Source organism: Rufibacter sp. DG15C (genome assembly GCF_001577755.1).
Classification (GTDB): domain Bacteria; phylum Bacteroidota; class Bacteroidia; order Cytophagales; family Hymenobacteraceae; genus Nibribacter.
On the sequence record NZ_CP010776.1, the window covers coordinates 202889 to 219598 of the forward strand.

Annotated in this window: 16 protein-coding genes; 4 read left to right on the plus strand and 12 right to left on the minus strand. The window is 48.3% G+C overall.

What is annotated here, in order from left to right; translation table 11 throughout:
- Positions 1 to 102: 102 nt before the first annotated feature.
- The 3 genes from TH61_RS00930 to TH61_RS00940 are packed head-to-tail and all read right to left on the minus strand — an operon-like array spanning position 103 to position 2477.
- Complete coding sequence (locus TH61_RS00930) at positions 103 to 750, minus strand: hypothetical protein (protein ID WP_066504697.1); 648 nt, start codon at positions 748 to 750, stop codon at positions 103 to 105.
- Entirely contained in the window at positions 743 to 1369 is a 627-nt protein-coding gene (locus TH61_RS00935) for an NADH-quinone oxidoreductase subunit I (protein ID WP_066504704.1), read from the minus strand. Before TH61_RS00935 ends, TH61_RS00930 begins: the two co-directional genes overlap by 8 nt.
- A 4-nt stretch (positions 1370 to 1373) precedes the next feature.
- Positions 1374 to 2477 (minus strand): complex I subunit 1 family protein, encoded by a 1104-nt coding sequence (locus TH61_RS00940; RefSeq protein ID WP_066504706.1) that lies wholly within the window; start codon positions 2475 to 2477, stop codon positions 1374 to 1376.
- 298 nt (positions 2478 to 2775) lie between these two features.
- Between TH61_RS00940 and TH61_RS00945 the strand changes: the two genes are divergently transcribed.
- Together TH61_RS00945 and TH61_RS18275 are read left to right on the plus strand one after the other, a co-directional pair.
- Positions 2776 to 3417: a hypothetical protein gene (locus TH61_RS00945; RefSeq protein WP_231862274.1), complete on the plus strand. Its 642-nt coding sequence runs from the start codon at positions 2776 to 2778 to the stop codon at positions 3415 to 3417.
- A gap of 84 nt (positions 3418 to 3501) precedes the next feature.
- The gene (locus tag TH61_RS18275; protein ID WP_066504712.1) at positions 3502 to 4107 is read left to right on the plus strand and encodes a DUF1801 domain-containing protein; all 606 of its coding nucleotides are present in this window, start codon (positions 3502 to 3504) and stop codon (positions 4105 to 4107) included.
- Between the two features lies 1 nt (position 4108).
- Here TH61_RS18275 and TH61_RS00955 read toward each other — a convergent pair whose 3' ends face one another.
- The 5 genes from TH61_RS00955 to murI form a co-directional block, all read right to left on the minus strand.
- The gene (locus TH61_RS00955) at positions 4109 to 4633 is read right to left on the minus strand and encodes a flavodoxin family protein (RefSeq protein ID WP_066504715.1); all 525 of its coding nucleotides are present in this window, start codon (positions 4631 to 4633) and stop codon (positions 4109 to 4111) included.
- 69 nt (positions 4634 to 4702) lie between these two features.
- A complete protein-coding gene (locus TH61_RS00960; protein WP_197464075.1) occupies positions 4703 to 5074 on the minus strand; it encodes a VOC family protein in 372 nt (123 codons plus the stop codon).
- Positions 5075 to 5115: 41 nt separating this feature from the next.
- Positions 5116 to 6291 (minus strand): glutathionylspermidine synthase family protein, encoded by a 1176-nt coding sequence (locus TH61_RS00965; protein ID WP_066504719.1) that lies wholly within the window; start codon positions 6289 to 6291, stop codon positions 5116 to 5118.
- Between the two features lie 168 nt (positions 6292 to 6459).
- Positions 6460 to 7101 carry a hypothetical protein gene (locus tag TH61_RS00970; protein ID WP_066504721.1) on the minus strand — a complete coding sequence of 214 codons (642 nt, stop codon included), beginning with the start codon at positions 7099 to 7101 and terminating at the stop codon, positions 6460 to 6462.
- A 74-nt stretch (positions 7102 to 7175) separates the two neighbouring features.
- Entirely contained in the window at positions 7176 to 7991 is an 816-nt protein-coding gene (murI, locus tag TH61_RS00975) for a glutamate racemase (protein ID WP_066504724.1), read from the minus strand.
- A 147-nt stretch (positions 7992 to 8138) separates the two neighbouring features.
- Here murI and TH61_RS00980 point away from each other — a divergent pair, with 147 nt between their 5' ends.
- Positions 8139 to 8543 (plus strand): SPW repeat protein, encoded by a 405-nt coding sequence (locus tag TH61_RS00980; protein WP_066504726.1) that lies wholly within the window; start codon positions 8139 to 8141, stop codon positions 8541 to 8543.
- Positions 8544 to 8672: 129 nt separating this feature from the next.
- Positions 8673 to 10580, plus strand: coding sequence for an ABC-F family ATP-binding cassette domain-containing protein (locus tag TH61_RS00985; RefSeq protein ID WP_066504727.1), 1908 nt, complete (start codon positions 8673 to 8675; stop codon positions 10578 to 10580).
- 108 nt (positions 10581 to 10688) lie between these two features.
- Here TH61_RS00985 and TH61_RS00990 read toward each other — a convergent pair whose 3' ends face one another.
- The 4 genes from TH61_RS00990 to TH61_RS01005 all read right to left on the minus strand — a co-directional run bounded on the left by TH61_RS00990 (position 10689) and on the right by TH61_RS01005 (position 16366).
- On the minus strand, positions 10689 to 11372 hold the full coding sequence (locus tag TH61_RS00990; protein ID WP_066504729.1) for a hypothetical protein: 684 nt from the start codon (positions 11370 to 11372) through the stop codon (positions 10689 to 10691).
- Between the two features lie 105 nt (positions 11373 to 11477).
- Positions 11478 to 12677 carry a CaiB/BaiF CoA-transferase family protein gene (locus TH61_RS00995; RefSeq protein WP_066504730.1) on the minus strand — a complete coding sequence of 400 codons (1200 nt, stop codon included), beginning with the start codon at positions 12675 to 12677 and terminating at the stop codon, positions 11478 to 11480.
- A gap of 128 nt (positions 12678 to 12805) precedes the next feature.
- Positions 12806 to 14179 (minus strand): T9SS type A sorting domain-containing protein, encoded by a 1374-nt coding sequence (locus TH61_RS17890; protein WP_082780263.1) that lies wholly within the window; start codon positions 14177 to 14179, stop codon positions 12806 to 12808.
- Between the two features lie 759 nt (positions 14180 to 14938).
- On the minus strand, positions 14939 to 16366 hold the full coding sequence (locus TH61_RS01005; protein ID WP_157600470.1) for a T9SS type A sorting domain-containing protein: 1428 nt from the start codon (positions 16364 to 16366) through the stop codon (positions 14939 to 14941).
- Between the last annotated feature and the right edge of the window lie 344 nt (positions 16367 to 16710).

The window sequence follows — 16710 nt, forward strand, 5'->3', positions numbered from 1 at the left end:
AAGAGGTAGAAAGTGTTTTATACAAAGAAAAATGCGGTTATCGTTTTTGACCTTTTCCCCAGAAAACAGGCTATAAATGCCTACTCAACTTTCCTTAAGGATTTACTTAGAAATCTCAGTTCTCCTTTGGCTGTCAAACAGGATTGACTTTTCCAGCAAATATTTTTGACCTTTAAAGGTTATTGTTTGAGGAATCTTTTCAAGGTGGATGACTCTATCGCCAAGGCTACTGTCAAACCCATTTTCAGGGTACAGTAAATCTATAGCTACACCCTTGAATCGTCTAAAGGACTGATATTGGTCTTGTACGAGAATGGCTCTCCATTTAGGATTACCAGAAAGACCTGTTTCATAATATTGCAGGATAAATTTTTCTTCTTTATTCGAGGCAGACATATAGAATACTCGGTCTTCATTCAAAACATCTAGTTGTGTTAAATCCCAGTAAAGGGCAAAACCAATAATAGGCATAAAGACACCTGACCAAATAAGCAGGACTAATGCTTTTCTAAACTTTGCTTTAAATAAGAAATACAATCCCAGCACAAATGCACCCACCAAAACCAGGAATAGAATAGAGAAGAGCAAATGGCCCTCTAATATGAATTTGGCGAAAGGTGACCTAGGTTCATAAAGATAATTCGCTCCTACTTGGAGTAGAATCATCGCTAGCCCTGTTAAAAGAGCATTTTTAATGAGTTTAGGAGAAAGTTTCAATTGGACTTGCAAATAATTCTCAGGTTTACTCACCTTTCTGCTGTTGGCGCGCTTTCATGGCCTCGGCTTTGGCCAGGGCAATGGCTTCCTGCTGGTCGGCCCAAAGCTTCTTCTTTTCTTCAGCCTGTTCTGGGGTGAGGTCCGTGAAATGGTAAATCATGTTCTTGATGTCTACCTCCGGAAAGTCATAGACCTTGGTCATGGTAAGACAATCCGTGGGGCAAACGGTGGTGCAGAGACCGCAGTAACAGCATTTGGCCAGATCAATGTCAAAGACGGGTGCGTAGAGGCGTTTCTTGGTGCCGTCAGAGGTTTCGCCTATCTCTTCGGTGGCTTTAACTGACTCAATGGTGATACAGTCTACCGGACAGATTTTGGCGCAGAGGTCGCAGACAATGCAGTCGTCAATCTCATTGTGCAGGCGGTAGCGCCCGTTCTCAGGCACCGGCAAGGCCTCATAAGGATACGTTAGCGTCACCACACCCGTATCCTGTTTAAAGTAGTTGGGGTCTGCGATGTGCAAGGGCGAGCGCCGCTCCTTGGCTTGCACCAGATGCTTAAACGTTAAGCCCATGCCCTGCCACAAGGACTGGAGGTCCCGCCAAAAGCCGCGGCGCTGTAGACTGCCTATTTTCTCCTGAGGGTTTTCCATGGGTTTAAATCATCAACAAGCGCCAGACGGCGGCTACTAATACTAACGCCAACGCGGCGGGCGTCAGTATTTTCCAACACAGGTGCATGAGCTGGTCCACGCGCATTCTAGGGAACGTCCAACGCAACCAAACCTGCACCACCATCAAGACCAAGGCCTTGCTCACCAGCCAGAAAAAAGCCCACAGGTTACCAGACCAGGCGCCCAACGTGCCCGAAGTCCAATCGGCTAGCATTACGGGGCCCATGTTGGGGAAAGGCGAATTCCAGCTTCCTAAGAACAGAATCACAGCCACCAGACTCACCAGCAGCATCATGGCGTACTCGGCTAAAAACAAAGTGGCAAACCTGAACCCGCTGTATTCTACGTGAAAGCCGCCCACCAACTCAGACTCGGCCTCTGGAATGTCAAAGGGCGCGCGGTTACACTCGGCTAGAGAGGCAATGAAGTAAATGATAAACCCGAAGCTCAGCAACGGCATCCGCACAATGTTCCAACTCAAGATGCCACCTACATGGGTCACATCAATGCCCAAGGCCTTCAGTCCGAAGAGATAGTTCACCTCCTGCGCATACCCCGGAAACAGTTGTAAATGCACACCCTGCTGAAAGCTGATTTCCTGCAAGTCCAGGCTCTGGCTGATGATGACTACGCTTAAAATGGCCAGACCAGCCGGAATCTCATAGGATACAATCTGCGCCACCGACCGCATGGCTCCTAGCAGCGCATATTTATTATTAGAACCCCACCCCGCCATGAGCAGGCCAATCACATCCAGTGACACAATGGCTAGCAGAAAAAACAAACCAATAGACGTGCCAGACGGAACAAGTTCAGGCGTTAAGGGAATGACCGCGAAGCCCGCCAGCACCGAGGCAAAGATGACCAGCGGCGCATATTTGAACAGCATTTTGTCTGCCGCGGCCGGCACGATGTCTTCTTTCTGGAGGAGCTTAAGTAAATCGGCGGCGAATTGGAGGGTGCCGTAGGGACCGGCTTCCATGGGCCCCAGTCGGTCTTGCATAAAGGCAGAGAGCTTCCGCTCGGCGTAGAAGATGATGACCACCACGCCTAGAATGAGAAGAAGTACCAACGGCAATGCCCACATGCGTTCAGGGAGTTGACTAGTTCAAAGGTACATTTATTCATTATTGATTGGTAGCAGAAAGCGTAGCGATTTTGTCCACCTTGTTTTCTGGCTACTTTCTGGAAAACGGCCCAAAAACGAGGTCGGGAGTTTGACTAGCAATGAAGGTTTTTCAAAATCATATAATCTCTCTATTTTAGTCCTCCACTTACACCTCCGCGCTATGGTTTTGAACCTGCTTTTGCCTCTGCTCTTATCCTGGTCTCACCTATTCTCACTTGAGACCACTAGCTTAACGGGGCAAGAGGTGATAGAGAAAATGCATAAGAAATACGCCGGCAAGTTTGATCCCTATTTCACGTTCGACCAGACAGCCATTCTATATAAATCGCCATCAGATTCTAGCACGCAGGTATGGCATGAGGCGATTGCCTTCCCCGGAAAGCTGATTATCAAGTTCGATGATTTTGCCGCGGGCAACGGTGCCATCTATGCGCAGGACAGCCAATTCGTGTTCAAAGACAACGTGTTGCAGAACAAACGCCGCCGCGTGCATGAGCTGTTGGTGCTGGCCTTTGACGTGTACCACCAACCTGTCTCTAAGAGTGTGGCGCAGTTGCAGGAAGCAGGCATTGATTTGACTAAGGCCTTTGCCACCAAATGGCAGGGCAAGAAAGTGTACGTAGTAGGTGTGACCTCACTGGACCAAAAGGCCAGCCATTTCATCATTGACCAGAAAAAGCTGTGGCTGTTAAAGACGGTGAGACAAGCCGGCGAAAACCAGAGCGTAGTAGACGTGAAAGGCTATCAGAAGGTGCAGGATAACTGGATTGCCACCGACCTCACTTTCTCCAACAACGGCAAGCCGGTCATGCATGAAATCTACTACAACATGAAGTTCCCGAAGTCATTGCCGCCTGAAATGTTCACGGTAGAAGGCTTTAGCGCCGCGCGCTGGTAAATCTGATTTTGGCCTGTTTTCTAGAATTCAGGCCAAAAACGAATCACGAAAGACAATTAACAATCAACACCTATCAATCAATAAATGGCTACCACCGCTAAACTGACGCCTGCCCAGCAAGAAGAGAAAATCAACTCTTTTTTCACCAACGCGCCAGCGTTCGCCCAGCCTATCTGTGAAAAGCTGAGAGAAGTCATTTCCACGGCAGACCCAGAATTGCAACCGTCCTGGAAGTGGGGCACCCCGGTCTATGAAAAGAAAGGCCATAGCATGGTGTGCGCCATCAGCGTGCACAAGCAGCACGTGAATCTTACCTTGTTTCAAGGGGCTCAGGTACCAGACACGTATGCCCTCTACACAACTGGGTTGGATGGCAAGAACATGCGAACCATCAAGTTCACAGACGCATCACAAATTCAAGAGAAGTACTTAGTGGAGTATATTAAAGCGGCCGCCCAACTGAAACCAGACAAAGCCGTCACATCCACAGAACGAAGCGAGATTGAGATTCCCGAGGACTTAAAGCAAGCCCTAGCCGATGCCCAGCAATTAGAGAAGTTTGAAAAGATGGCGTATACGCACCGCAAAGAATACGTGCGCTGGGTCACCGAAGCCAAACGACCAGAAACCCGCAATACGCGCATTACCAAGACAGTTGAGCGCATCACAGATGGCAAGAAATTCAGCTAATCTATTGTAGGGCATCCTGGATTTCGCGCAGGAATTCGCGGTGGTTGCCTAGGTGGTAGATATCGGTTTCCAACTCTTCTGTAGAGGCGTATAGACAGCTCCCGAACTTCATATTCAGGTATTTGGCGGTGAGTTTGAACGGCACTTCAAAACCGTCGGGTAAGGAATCATCGGCGCCTACGGCTATTAGAAAAACAGATTTGCCCTGTAGTTTTCTTCCCAACGGTTTCTGCACGGTCACTAGATCCGTGAGTCGGTCAAAAAAGGTTTTGAGGTGTCCCCTCATGGCATACCAGTACACCGGCGTAGCAAAGACAATTACCTGATGCTGTAACAGCTGGTCAACCACTTTCAGGAACTCATCCTGGGCAGGATAGTCATTCTCATACCTATAAGGCCCCACCTGGTAATCCAGCAAATCTAAGACCTGATGCGGCGTGTCTTGAAACACCTTCTGCACAAAAGCCGCCGTGTCACTTTCCTTTCTGGCGCTGGCTAAGAGAATGAGGGGAACTTCTTTTTGCATAAGGGCTTTTAGGAAGCAGAATTGTTTTTCAGATATACTTTATCAAAAGGTATCAGAAGAAGGACAAGTTTATGCATGCTTTATCCTCAAAGGAGAAATAATGATTCTAAAACCGTCTGGGTCAAGGATCATTCTTCCATTTATTAACCAATAAGGATTTTTGGGAGCCATTAATGTGAGTCCCATCTGATGAATCTTGTCCAGAATGCGCTCGTGTTCAGCATGTGATACTGGGTAGAAAACCAAGACGTCATCTTCATCAAAAATGTGAACCGCCTCCTCACTGGATTGAGTAAACTCCAAATGCCAGTCACTCTCCTTCTTCCCTAAGAATATGCCATCATACCCGTTGTGGCCTATAAAGCTCCCAAGCACCTCAAGCTCGAGCACTTGCGTGTAAAATTCCCTCATTTCAGGAAGACGGCTGGTGTGCCGGGCCATTCTAAACACCATAAAGAATTACCAATTGGGTACTTACAGGATTACTCCACCATGTGGGCTACAAACTGGGACAGGTTGGTAATGATGCCGCGCTCGCGCCGGAAGCCGATGGCACAGCCTTCGCCGGCCCAGAAAACGCCCGCCTGGTAGCTGTAGCGGTTAGTGTCCATCGGCATGTCGGCCCAGGATTGGTAGATGTGTTGCTGGTTTCCATAATGACCCGAGGTAGAACTCACGTCTGAATTCTCCCGGACTACTATGTTTTGCCCCTCGCGCCCGAAGATGGGTTTCTGCACCGTTTTGCCTGAGAAAGAGGTAAATTCTGTGCGCAACAACAGCGGATGATAGGGGAACTGCTGCCACAACACGGCCAGCATGGCTTTGCTCTGGAAAATAAGCGAGTAGGCCGGGTTTGCAATGATGACGTTTCTAGAGGATTGTAGCGCTACCAAGTCCTCACACAGATCTGGTTCTTCCTGGGCCAGCATCTCCCAGGGCACCAGCTTGAAGAGGAAGGAGAATTTCTGCCACTGTTCGGCGCCGGTCTGGGCCCAGATGCCACGCTCTACGCCTACCAAGGACACCTCCATTTCATGCACCGGGCAGACATGAGCCGTGAAACCGGCCTCGCGGGCGGCTTCCGCCAATACCTCACAATTGGTGCGGTCTTCCTGGCTTTCGCCTAGATATACCAACAACAAAGACGGGTCTAAATCTGGGTTCAAGCCTTTCCAGGTCTGGAACTGTTCTAAGAGGCCCTCATACAAGCCGTTGGCCTGCTGCGCATCTTGTTTGCCGGCGGCAGCCAGACTAGCCCATTGCACCACTGAGGTTTCTGGGATGGACGTGGCCGTGTCTGCGTTGAACTCCAACAACTTCACTCCTTCTGGCGTCTGCGCGAAGTCAAACCGGCCATACAAATGCCAGTGGCGGTCATCGTTCCAGGAATGGCGCACGGCCCGCCATAGTTTTTCGGGGATGCCCACTTTGCGCAAGAAATCATCCGGCAACTCATCGGGCACCGCCTCTACCATCATCTGATAAATAGTGGTGGCCGCATCCAGCAGTTCATCGGCGCTGGCTTGCGTTAATACCACCGCCTCTCCACTCAAGTAAGTCTGACACTCCTCTTCCACTACCCACTGCCACCCCATCTGATTCACCATGGACGTAACATTGCCATGATGCGGCATCAATTTGACTGGTAGTGGCTGCATGAGAAGAATGATTAGTGATTAGTGAATAATGACCAATAGAAAAGAATGAAGCAGGAGACGCTAAGGGATATTATGTCCAACACGCTCACAAGTCGTTTTCGGCCTGGTTTCTGAATAACAGGCCGAAAACGATCAGGCATTCGTCTTGTGTCCTGCGTCTTTAAGAGCTTATCCGCCAAAACCGCCTGAACGGCCCGAAGACCTACCGCCGAACCAACCAGAGCGGCTGGAGCTAGGACGGGTAGAGCGGGTGGTAGTGGTAGTCGGGCGGCTGTATGGGCCGGCGGTGCCTTTAAAGGCTTGCGCGCCTCTGGAGCGCTCGGCCGCGGTTTGTTGACGCCAGGCGTCGTTGCGTTGAATGGTGTTGGGGTTGGCGTAATACCGTGGGTTAGGCGACATCATGCGGCCGGCCATGTAGCCGATGCTGCTCCACATAAGCACGTTCATCATGCTAAAGCCAGAGCCGTTTTGTGGGTTCACCTGGGCGTACTCCTTCATCTTGTTTTCCAAGGCCAAACCTTGCAAGGTGTCTACTTTGCCGTCTTGGTGCTTGAGAATGGCCATTACCTGACCAGCACCGGCGGGGCGCTCATCGGTTATCTTCCAGTTATCTGGACCAACTTCGGTCATTTCTGTAATCACTCCCTGGGTGTAGGAAGCCGCCTCTTGGCCGGCATTCCATTCAGTGGAGGTTTCTTGGGCAGAGCGGTTATCTGAGCAGGAAACGGTTGTCAATCCCAAACAAGCGGCGGCGCTTACCAACAGCATGTTGCGGGACAAATCACCAATTCTAAAATATCTCTTCTTCATGGCTTCGGCGTTTTTGGCTTGTTTCTATAAAAATAGGCCAAAAACGAGAAGAGCGCAAACCATTTGCCACCTATTTACTCCCAGAGTGGGTAATGCTCCAGGCGCACGGCCTTCTGGAAGAACAATCTGGTAGAGGCTTCAAAGGAGGCAGTGTAATCAGAAACGTAGAAATGCGGCTCGCCTTTAAGGCTGGTGCTTGCCAGATTCAAACGCTGCAACACGTCTTCTACATGCCTGGCCACCAATTCAGAAGTGTCCAGTACGGTCACGCGGCCTTCATAGTAGCGGTCAATCTGATCTTTGATGAGAGGGTAATGCGTACAGCCCAGAATCAAGGCTTCAATGTCTTGCAAACTGGGATCAGACAAGTAAGTTTGAATGGCGCTCTCAGAGATGGTGTTGTTAAAGAAGCCTTCTTCAATCATGGGCGCCAGCAAAGGCGTAGCTACTGAGTGTAACTCTATACCTTTGTCCAGGTTGTCTATCTTCTTTTTGTAGACGTTGGAGTTGACGGTTTGCTTGGTACCAATCAGGCCAATGGACTTTCCGGCGTACTCCTCCCCCACATACTGCACCACCGGGTCAATCACGTTGAGCACGTGCGCCTTGCTCCCCACGTATTCTTTGACCAGTTCATAGGCCGCCGCCGACGCCGAATTACACGCAATCAGGATTATTTTACACTGCTGGCGCAAGAGCAAATCACAGATTTTTACTGCGTAGGCTTGTATGGCCGCCGTGGATTTATCACCATATGGCAAATGCGCCGTATCCCCGAAATAAATAAGCTGTTCCTGTGGCAAAAGGGCCTTAATGGCTTTGGCGACGGTCAATCCGCCAATGCCGCTGTCAAAGATGCCAATGGGCCGGTCTCGTGGTTCTGTCTGCATGATGTCGCAATTTACGAAACTATCTCCGTGTTTCACGCAAAGCAGTCATCTTACTATAATCCAAACCAAAATCAACCTATTCAACAACAAACAAGTTTTAAAATCGTAAAATACCATACAATACCAACCTTTAAAAGGAGAAACATTATGAAATTACTTTCAACCCGTGCCCACGGGATAATGGATTATCTAGTGGGTGCTTTACTAATTGCGGCTCCCTTCGTCCTTGATTTTGACCGCGGCGGAGCTGAAACGTGGGTACCTATAATAGTAGGTGCTGTGATTATTCTACAAGCCTTGATGACCAATTTTGAGGTGGGTATGTTTAGAGTGATGTCTATGCGCATGCACTTGACCATGGACTACCTGATTGGTATTTTCTTAGCAGCCTCACCATGGATTTTCAACTTTGACGAGTATGTGTACATGCCGCACTTAGTGGTAGGTATCATGATTGTCTTGGAAGCCATGATGACCAGAGTGTCTCCAGAACATGGAGCCGCTACGCATAACCCACTGAGAGGTGGCATGCACCATGGCCATACCCATTAAGGGGAAGGCGTCATTTTAAGTTTAAAGAAAAAGCAAAGAAAAGGCCGGGCCACGCATCCCGGCCTTTTTTGTGTCTATAGAATTTGAGCATCAGTGGTTTCCCCTTGCCCATTTGCGTACCTTTGCACCATGAATTACCTATCAGCAGACTCAATCTCTAAAAGCTTCGGGGACCGGTGGCTTTTCCAGAACCTGACCTTTGGCATTAACCGCGGACAGCGCATTGCCTTGATTGGGGCCAATGGAGCCGGTAAAACCACGCTTCTTAAAATATTAGCGGGCACTATGCCCACAGACAATGGCACCGTAAGCGTGCGCCGCGGCATACGGGTGGGTTACCTTTGGCAACAACCAGAATTTCCGGCAGGCGCCAGTGTGCAAGAGGCCATCTTCTCTGGTCAAACCGCCGTATTAGACGCCATTAGAGACTATGAGGCCTGTTTAGAAGACCCTAACACCTCTGATGACCGTATGCAGAAGGTGATGGAGCGCATGGAAGAACTGCACGCTTGGGAATACGAAGTGCGTACCAAGCAGATTCTGGGCAAACTGGGCATTCAGAACCTGGACGTGCTGGTGGATCATTTATCTGGCGGTCAGAAAAAGCGTGTGGCCATGGCCCGCGTCTTAATTGAAGAGCCTGATTTGTTGATTCTGGATGAGCCAACCAACCACTTGGATCTGGAGACGATTGAATGGTTTGAGAACCTGCTCACTACAGAGCAAACTACACTCTTGATGGTGACTCACGACCGGTATTTCCTGGACCAGGTGGCCAATGAGATAGCCGAGTTGGACCGCGGTCAGGTATACAACTACAAAGGCAACTACAGCTACTACGTAGAAAAGAAGGCCGAGCAAGAGGAAGCCAACTCCGCGGAGATGGGCAAGGCCAAGCAACTCCTGAAGAAAGAACTGGACTGGATGCGCAAGCAACCACGTGCCCGCGGCACCAAGTCCAAGTCCAGGGTAGATGCGTTTTATGATCTTAAAGACAAAACCTCCCAGAAAGACACCCGCACGTCTTTGGAGCTTTCTGTGAAGAGCACGCGCCAGGGCAACCAGATTCTAGAGATTGACCACTTGAGCAAGCGCTTCGGGGAGAAGGTGGTGTTGGATGACTTCAGCTATGTGTTTAGAAAGAAGGACCGCGTAGGCATTGTAGGCCCGAACGGTGCCGGCAAGACCACCTTTCTGAACATGCTCACGGGCAAAATGGCGCCAGACAGCGGCCAGATTATTCCTGGCCAGACCACGGTTTTTGGCTATTACACCCAGACAGAGCTCACCTTCAATGAAGACCAACGCGTAATTGACGTGGTCAAAGAAGTGGCCGAAGTGGTGGAAACGGGCAACGGCGAAGTCATCACGGCCAGCCAGTTCTTACAGCACTTCCAGTTCCCTCCGGCCCAGCAGTACACGTTTGTACGCAAATTGAGCGGTGGCGAGAAACGCAGGTTGCAACTCTTGCGTGTGCTTATCAAGAACCCTAACTTCCTGATCCTGGATGAGCCTACCAATGACCTGGACATTCAAACACTTAATATCTTAGAGGACTTCTTGTTACAATTTGGCGGTTCTTTGCTGATTGTATCGCATGATAGATACTTCATGGACCGCTTGGTGGAGCACTTGTTCGTGTTTGAGGAGAACGGCCACCTGCGTGACTTCCCGGGTAACTATACTGACTACCGTGAGTGGGCCAAAGAGCGCGAAGCCTTGAAAGCTAACGAACCAGAAAGCAAACCCGCTCCCAAGCCTGAGCCTGTAGCAGAACCAGTGAAAGCTACACCAGTAGCTACAGTGGCAGATGCTACTCCCAAGCGCAAAGCCTCTTTCAAAGAAAAGCAGGAATACGAGCAACTGGAGAAAGAAATTGACCAACTGGAGTCTGAGAAAGAAACCATTGTCAGTGAAATGAACAGCGGTTCCGCAAGCCATACCCGCCTAGCGGAGATTGCCAAACGCGTCAAGGAAATCACGGATTTGGTGGAGGCCAAGACTGAGCGTTGGCTGGAATTAGCTGAGTTCATTTAACCTTACATTCATAAGCGTTTTTGGCCTGTTTTCCAGAAAACAGGCCAAAAACGAAGAAGGCACCTGCAGAGCAGGTGCCTTCTTCGTTTTTGGCCCGGTAGTGCAACGTTAGTAGATGGTAGCTTTCCTTTGCTGAGCACTGAAAGAGAACCCTACTTTCTGCGGCGTACTCACCATCTGTTCCTCTAGTTTCTGCTTGACAGTTATCTTTCGGATTTCGTCCACGTCTGGGGCCACCAGATCATTGTTCACAGAGGCGATCATGGCGCTTTCGGTGAACAGACGCAGGGTCTCCTCGGTGATCTTGTTCTTGGACATGTCACTGTAGTTCAGGTCCAGCTGCTTCACCCCTTCTAGGTAGAAATGGTTGTCTATGTTAATGAGCACTCGGCCCAGCAGGTAGCCCGGATCATTTAAGCGGTTGTACTTGATGGAGTCTGCCATGAAGTTATAGGCCATGATATGCCCGAAGAACCGGCGTCTAAAATCTTCCTCTACGTAGCGACTGCGCATTAATTCATGCTCGTCTGGCAGAGTAATCACGTTGGAGTGCATCACAAAAATGAGCAGGTCCCCTGAGAACTTTACATGAAACTCAAAGTCATTGATGCTTCTATATTCTATGACCACGGTCGTGTCTACGGTGGCCAGGCGCTCAGTGAGCTTTCCTACTAGTTCAATAGACACCTCGCGCAGTTGGTCAAAGACCAGTTTGGTGTTCCGGAAAATGGCCTGCTTGGAGGACGATTTCTGGTGCAGGCCCTCAAATATTGATTCCAATCTATCTTCCATACTTCTGCATTTATCAGCTGGGGGTTCCAGGCATCTGGTGCGCCAGAACATCTGTTATAGTACCCTTAGCGCCGCAAATTAGTTATCCTTTTCGTAATCTGACCATTATTGAGCCGCTCCTTGGTCTTTTAATTTCTGGACCTGCGCTGGGGTTAAGCCTGCTACGTTTTCAAGCACTTGCTGGGTATGTTGCCCAAACGCAGGAGGGGCAATTAACTCCCGATGGTGTTGAGTATCAAGATCAAAGGCTATCTGCCTCAATCCCTTCATGCCGGTAGTGGCGTCTTCTACCAATTGCCCCTGTGCCGCCGGGATGGCCAAAGCCTCTGGAATGGTATGAACGGCCCCAGCCGGTACTTGCTTAGCGATTAATTCTTGCAATAGGTCTTCCCTATTTCGCTTTAGAATTTCAGTTTTCAGGAAGGCATTGACCTCTTCTCTGTGCTGCACTCTGGCCTTGTTGGTTGAATAAGATGCATCCTGGGCTTTGTCTGCGATGCCTAACACTGTGCATAGATGGGTAAACTGGCGGTCATCGCCAATGGCCAACACCAGCTCTTTCTGATCTGCCGTTTGAAAGACCGTCCCGTAGGGCACAATGTTAGGATGCTCTGAGCCCAACCGCTGCGGGGCAACGCCCGCCACCAGGTAGTTAGTAGCTTGGTTGGCCAAAGACGCGATGGCTGCCCGCAACAAGGAGACTTCCATGTAACTTCCTTTGCCTGTTTTTTCACGCAGCAGCAAGGCGGTGAGCAGACCTTCTTTTAATTGATGCGCCGCCAGCAGGTCAATGAGCGCCACCGGCATTTTCACGGGAGGTCCGCCTGGCTCACCATTCAGGTACATAAAACCTGCCTCGGCCTGCAAGACGGCGTCATAGCCGGCCCGTGGCACGTGGCTTCCATAGCCGGTGATGGCGCCGTAGATGAGCTTTGGGTTTCTAGTAGAGAGGGTTTTGTAGTCTAGCAACAGCTTCTCAGCATCGCCGGGTTTGAAACTGGTAATGACCACATCTGCCTTGTCTAGCAAAGCATAAGCAACGTCCCTACCAGCTTGACAGGATAAGTCTAAGGCAATGGATTGCTTGCCCCAGTTGGCACTTGCAAAATAGGCTGAAATGTCTTGGGTGGCAGGTTCTGAAGCCAGTTTCCAGCGCCGGGTCACATCTCCCTGAGTTCTTAGGTTTTCTACCTTAATGACCGTTGCGCCTAACTCTGCGAAGAACTGTCCCACGCTAGGCCCTGCCAAGACGCTGGCCAGTTCAATGACTACCAATTCTGAGAAAACGCTTTGTGCTGCCTGCATGTCGTTTTTGGGCTATTTTCTCCAAAGTAGGCCAAAAACGATGATTTAGAAAACGGATTAATCACCGGCGCATAAAAAAAAGGCAACGACTGTAAGCCGATGCCTTTCTTTGGTATTCAAATGCTTTTCTATTGAATCACTATTCTTTGCTGGGAGGTGGCATCACCAGATGAGATAGACACCATGTACATTCCCTGTTTTAGAGCCTGAATGGGCAATTCTACCCGTTCTTCCTGGAGGCTAGGGTTCAAGGCTTTTGTCATTACTGTTTTACCGGTTAGGTCTGTTATGACAAAGGTGACCGGCGTGTTGTTCTGCCCATGGTTTTTCAGCCTCACCAGGATATGCTTCTCCGTGACTGGATTTGGGAAAAGGTCTGCCTCCAGATTTGAATTGGACTGTACACCCTTTACAGCAATCACCTTTGAGTATTCATAGGCTTGGTCTATGTCCACTTGTTTCAGGCGATAGTAGCTGATGCCTGACAAGGGTTGGCTGTCTATGTAACGATACTGACGTAAAACATTGCTGTTGCCAGCCCCTTTCACCGTCCCAATCTTAACAAAGTCCTTTCCGTTGACACTGCGCTCTATTTCAAACTTTTCATTGTTGATTTCAGTGGCGGTGCTCCAGTTTAAGTCTACGCTTTCGGTTCTGGCTATTCCGGCAAAGTTCACTAGTTCTACCGGCAAGGGATTGGGAGCTGGAGAAACTGCCAATGTTCTTACTAAAGAGGCAGCGTTGTTAGGCTGTTCCATGTCTACCGTCACCGCACCCGCTCCTTCTCCTACTTTTACAATAATTGAGCTTCCCGTTTTAGGACCATTATATTCCCAACCGGTCGGGATATCCCATTTATAGGAAAGAGCAGTAGGACTCTCAATATAATACGTTACCAGTGTACCTGCCATTGGATCAATTGGGCCTTGAATACCTGTAGTGGTGAAAGATGGATTGACTGGTTGGCAAGCGAGCAATGGCGCATTACTGCTATTTCTTAATGGGAATGTTATTTTAGCCGGATTCGTAATCTTTGCATGTTTCACAGTCACGGTGAGAGATTCCATTTGCGAGAATTCATAGGCACTCATCACATATTGAAACTCATCATAGCCTTGGCTTTTGAATGTTCCATGTGCCGAAGTGATGGAATATTTGATGGTTGATTCAGGGGATTTGCTGGGGTTTTCTACCGAGTACATTATTTTAGTTCCCACAGTTTGGGAGGGTACTAACTGAACTGCCTCTCTAGGAGAAACCGCTGCCGCCCCTTTGGGTAACTCAAAGGCTGCATATTCAAAATTGCCCGTCTTGTTTGTATTGACCACTCTAAAAGTAAGAGTTGTCTGGCCATCTACAGTAGAAGCTCCTTTAAAAACTACGTCTAAATCACCCCCAGACAAGGTGGTAGTAGATCCAGAAGAGCACTGTGCAAAAGATTGGTTTAATAATGCTATTGCAAGAATCACTGTACTTAAGCTGGTACGTAAAAGTCTTTTCATATTTGTTTTCTAGGATATAATAGGATGATATAAGGTAGGGAGGGAAGGCAGGTGCCCAAGAAACAGGCAGCGGAGTACACTTTACTTGAATGGCTGGATACTGCTCACGCTATCCAAAAACCCAAAAGATCTTGATGCTCATACCATTACCTAATCATTAAACACTAGTGAATTCCAGCTTTTAAGTAAAATCTGCTAGGGGTTGGCAGGGAAATGATTAGAAAAGAAGTAATAAACGGTACCACTAGTCCATGAGAAGCAGCAAATGACCACTCAACACCTATAAAACCTAATTTATTATAGGATTACTTCTAATCTAATATACTGTAATACTATACAATGAAAAGGAAATTACCAAACGACCATTCACTAATAATTCATTTTTTTATTTGCATCAGTCTATTTTATCCATTGCGACTATCTACAACCAATAATTATTTTAACTTTTCCCATTAAGAATTCTCAATTATTCCTTCATGTTTCGGCTGTATCCTTCAATTCACTCTCTACACTTTCTTAGAAGCAGCCAGGTGGAAGGAAAGATTACGAATGATTAGAGCGCAAAGGCTCTTTTGGGTAAGTGCGTTTTTAGGCTGTTTTCTGAGAATAGGCTCAAAAACGATTTCCGGTACTAATCAATCTTAGGAGGATGCAGCTATGAATCCACATTAATGAGCAGCAGTGGTCCTAACTTGCCCATAAAAAAGATGGCGGCCAAGGGCCGCCATCTTTTCCTATAGCATCCTATTGCTAAAGCCTTTATTGAATTAATATTCTTTGCATCTGTGACTCCTTCCCTGAAGTGAAGGAAACCACATATACTCCCTGTCGCAAGCCTAGACTACGGAGAGGCAGGTTCACTTCTGTGGTGTTGGCGGCTAAAGTGGCCGTATGTAAGAGCTTCCCGTTCATGTCCATCACGCTGTATGAAATATTTCCAGAGCCTTCGGGTAAGCTTTCTACTTTTACCGTGAGGTTGCCGTCTGTAATTGGATTAGGGAAAAGCTTAATCTGCATGCCTTGCGCTGCCGTTGAAGCTGAGTGTTGCACACTTACCACTTTAGAGTATTCATGGGACCCATCCAGGTCAACTTGATTTAGCCGGTAATAAACGTTTCCTGCTGGGGCTTGCTTGTCTTTGTACCCATATGACAAGAGCATGCTGCTGTTACCAGCCCCTTTGACCTCTCCAATGGTAGAAAAGTCTTTCCCGTTGGTGCTGCGCTCTACTTCAAATCTGTCATTGTTTATTTCTGTAGCAGTAGACCAGCTCAATTCTACTGAACCATTTCTAGATATGCCATTAAAAGAGACAAGTTCTACTGGCAAAACGCCTCCAGGCTCACAATTCTGATCACGTAGGGTTACATTGAGCGTATTTATACTTGAATTACAGCCATTAGATGCTAATAACATGACCGTCTGTACTGAGTCTACTTCGCCTGGAATAAAGAAGGATAGCACCTCGGCAAAGTCTGGACCACTGTTCACGACAATAAATCCCTCTGGGAACATGAAATCATACGTCACTCCCTCCTGAGGATTTTCTACCGCATAGGTGTAGGGATTGGTATCATCTTCATATATGTAACAGACAACAGATGGCCCCACTAAGGTGGCTGTAGGCGCTGGGCATGTCCCAACGCAGCCGTTTTTAGGAGTTACCGCTAACGTCTGTACTTTCTTGCCGCACTTGTTATGCGTAACGGTTAACTTGATGGTCCCATTTTTCTCACCTGCTCTCACACGTATGGTATTGGTGCCTTGTCCGGAGATGATCATCCAATCAGAATGAATGTTCCCTGTCCCTGATCGGGGCATTTCCCATTCATAATTGGTAAAATCTGGATTGGCAGTAACGCTGTAGGTGACAACAGCGCCTGGACAGGGGTCTACCAATGAACCAGAGATCTCTGAGGGCTTGGCATCATCACATCCATTTTGTTGATAGGGAGCAGAGGCGGTTTCTGTGCAAAAGAGTAAAGCCCCTTCACTCTCTGTTATTTGAGGGAAGGCTGCTTCACTTACAGCATAGGAGGATGCGGCATAAAATGGAACTGTTGTCTGCCCCTCAGAAAAGACCGGGATGTATCCATCTAGCAAAGATCCTTGCGCTTGATTTTTGAGGGGTATGTTAAAAACTAAAATGTACAGGGTTATGACCCATGGGAGTATGAGCTTTTTCATGACGAAGTAGGATAGCGTGGTATAGGGTGCAATAGCATTGTAGAAGCCTACCGCCAGTAATTTGCCGGAAGACTTACTTAGGGACGAGATGGTTGCCAAGGAAAAACCCGGGGGAGAAAGCTTTCCAAAGCAAGCAGAGTTGGTAGAAAGAAAGCGAAGTGCTTTATTGTAAAATAACCAATAATATCAAGCCTGGCATTTGATGCCAAGGAAAGGAGTGGCTCCCTGTTTTATGCTTACCTGTGATCTTAGGTAGGCAAATTTTACAGTACCAGTGTTACTAGTAGTCACTGCTTCAAACAGCTGCTACTTTACATCATAGTACATATAACGCCCGCATTTTC

Coding starts and splice junctions, on each gene's coding strand:
- TH61_RS00935 (WP_066504704.1), bottom strand. CDS start 1,369: ATGGAAAACCCTCAGGAGAAAATAGGCAGTCTACAGCGCCGCGGCTTT.
- TH61_RS00940 (WP_066504706.1), bottom strand. CDS start 2,477: ATGTGGGCATTGCCGTTGGTACTTCTTCTCATTCTAGGCGTGGTGGTC.
- TH61_RS00945 (WP_231862274.1), top strand. CDS start 2,776: ATGCATAAGAAATACGCCGGCAAGTTTGATCCCTATTTCACGTTCGAC.
- TH61_RS18275 (WP_066504712.1), top strand. CDS start 3,502: ATGGCTACCACCGCTAAACTGACGCCTGCCCAGCAAGAAGAGAAAATC.
- TH61_RS00955 (WP_066504715.1), bottom strand. CDS start 4,633: ATGCAAAAAGAAGTTCCCCTCATTCTCTTAGCCAGCGCCAGAAAGGAA.
- TH61_RS00960 (WP_197464075.1), bottom strand. CDS start 5,074: ATGGCCCGGCACACCAGCCGTCTTCCTGAAATGAGGGAATTTTACACG.
- TH61_RS00965 (WP_066504719.1), bottom strand. CDS start 6,291: ATGCAGCCACTACCAGTCAAATTGATGCCGCATCATGGCAATGTTACG.
- TH61_RS00970 (WP_066504721.1), bottom strand. CDS start 7,101: ATGAAGAAGAGATATTTTAGAATTGGTGATTTGTCCCGCAACATGCTG.
- murI (WP_066504724.1), bottom strand. CDS start 7,991: ATGCAGACAGAACCACGAGACCGGCCCATTGGCATCTTTGACAGCGGC.
- TH61_RS00980 (WP_066504726.1), top strand. CDS start 8,139: ATGAAATTACTTTCAACCCGTGCCCACGGGATAATGGATTATCTAGTG.
- TH61_RS00985 (WP_066504727.1), top strand. CDS start 8,673: ATGAATTACCTATCAGCAGACTCAATCTCTAAAAGCTTCGGGGACCGG.
- TH61_RS00990 (WP_066504729.1), bottom strand. CDS start 11,372: ATGGAAGATAGATTGGAATCAATATTTGAGGGCCTGCACCAGAAATCG.
- TH61_RS00995 (WP_066504730.1), bottom strand. CDS start 12,677: ATGCAGGCAGCACAAAGCGTTTTCTCAGAATTGGTAGTCATTGAACTG.
- TH61_RS17890 (WP_082780263.1), bottom strand. CDS start 14,179: ATGAAAAGACTTTTACGTACCAGCTTAAGTACAGTGATTCTTGCAATA.
- TH61_RS01005 (WP_157600470.1), bottom strand. CDS start 16,366: ATGAAAAAGCTCATACTCCCATGGGTCATAACCCTGTACATTTTAGTT.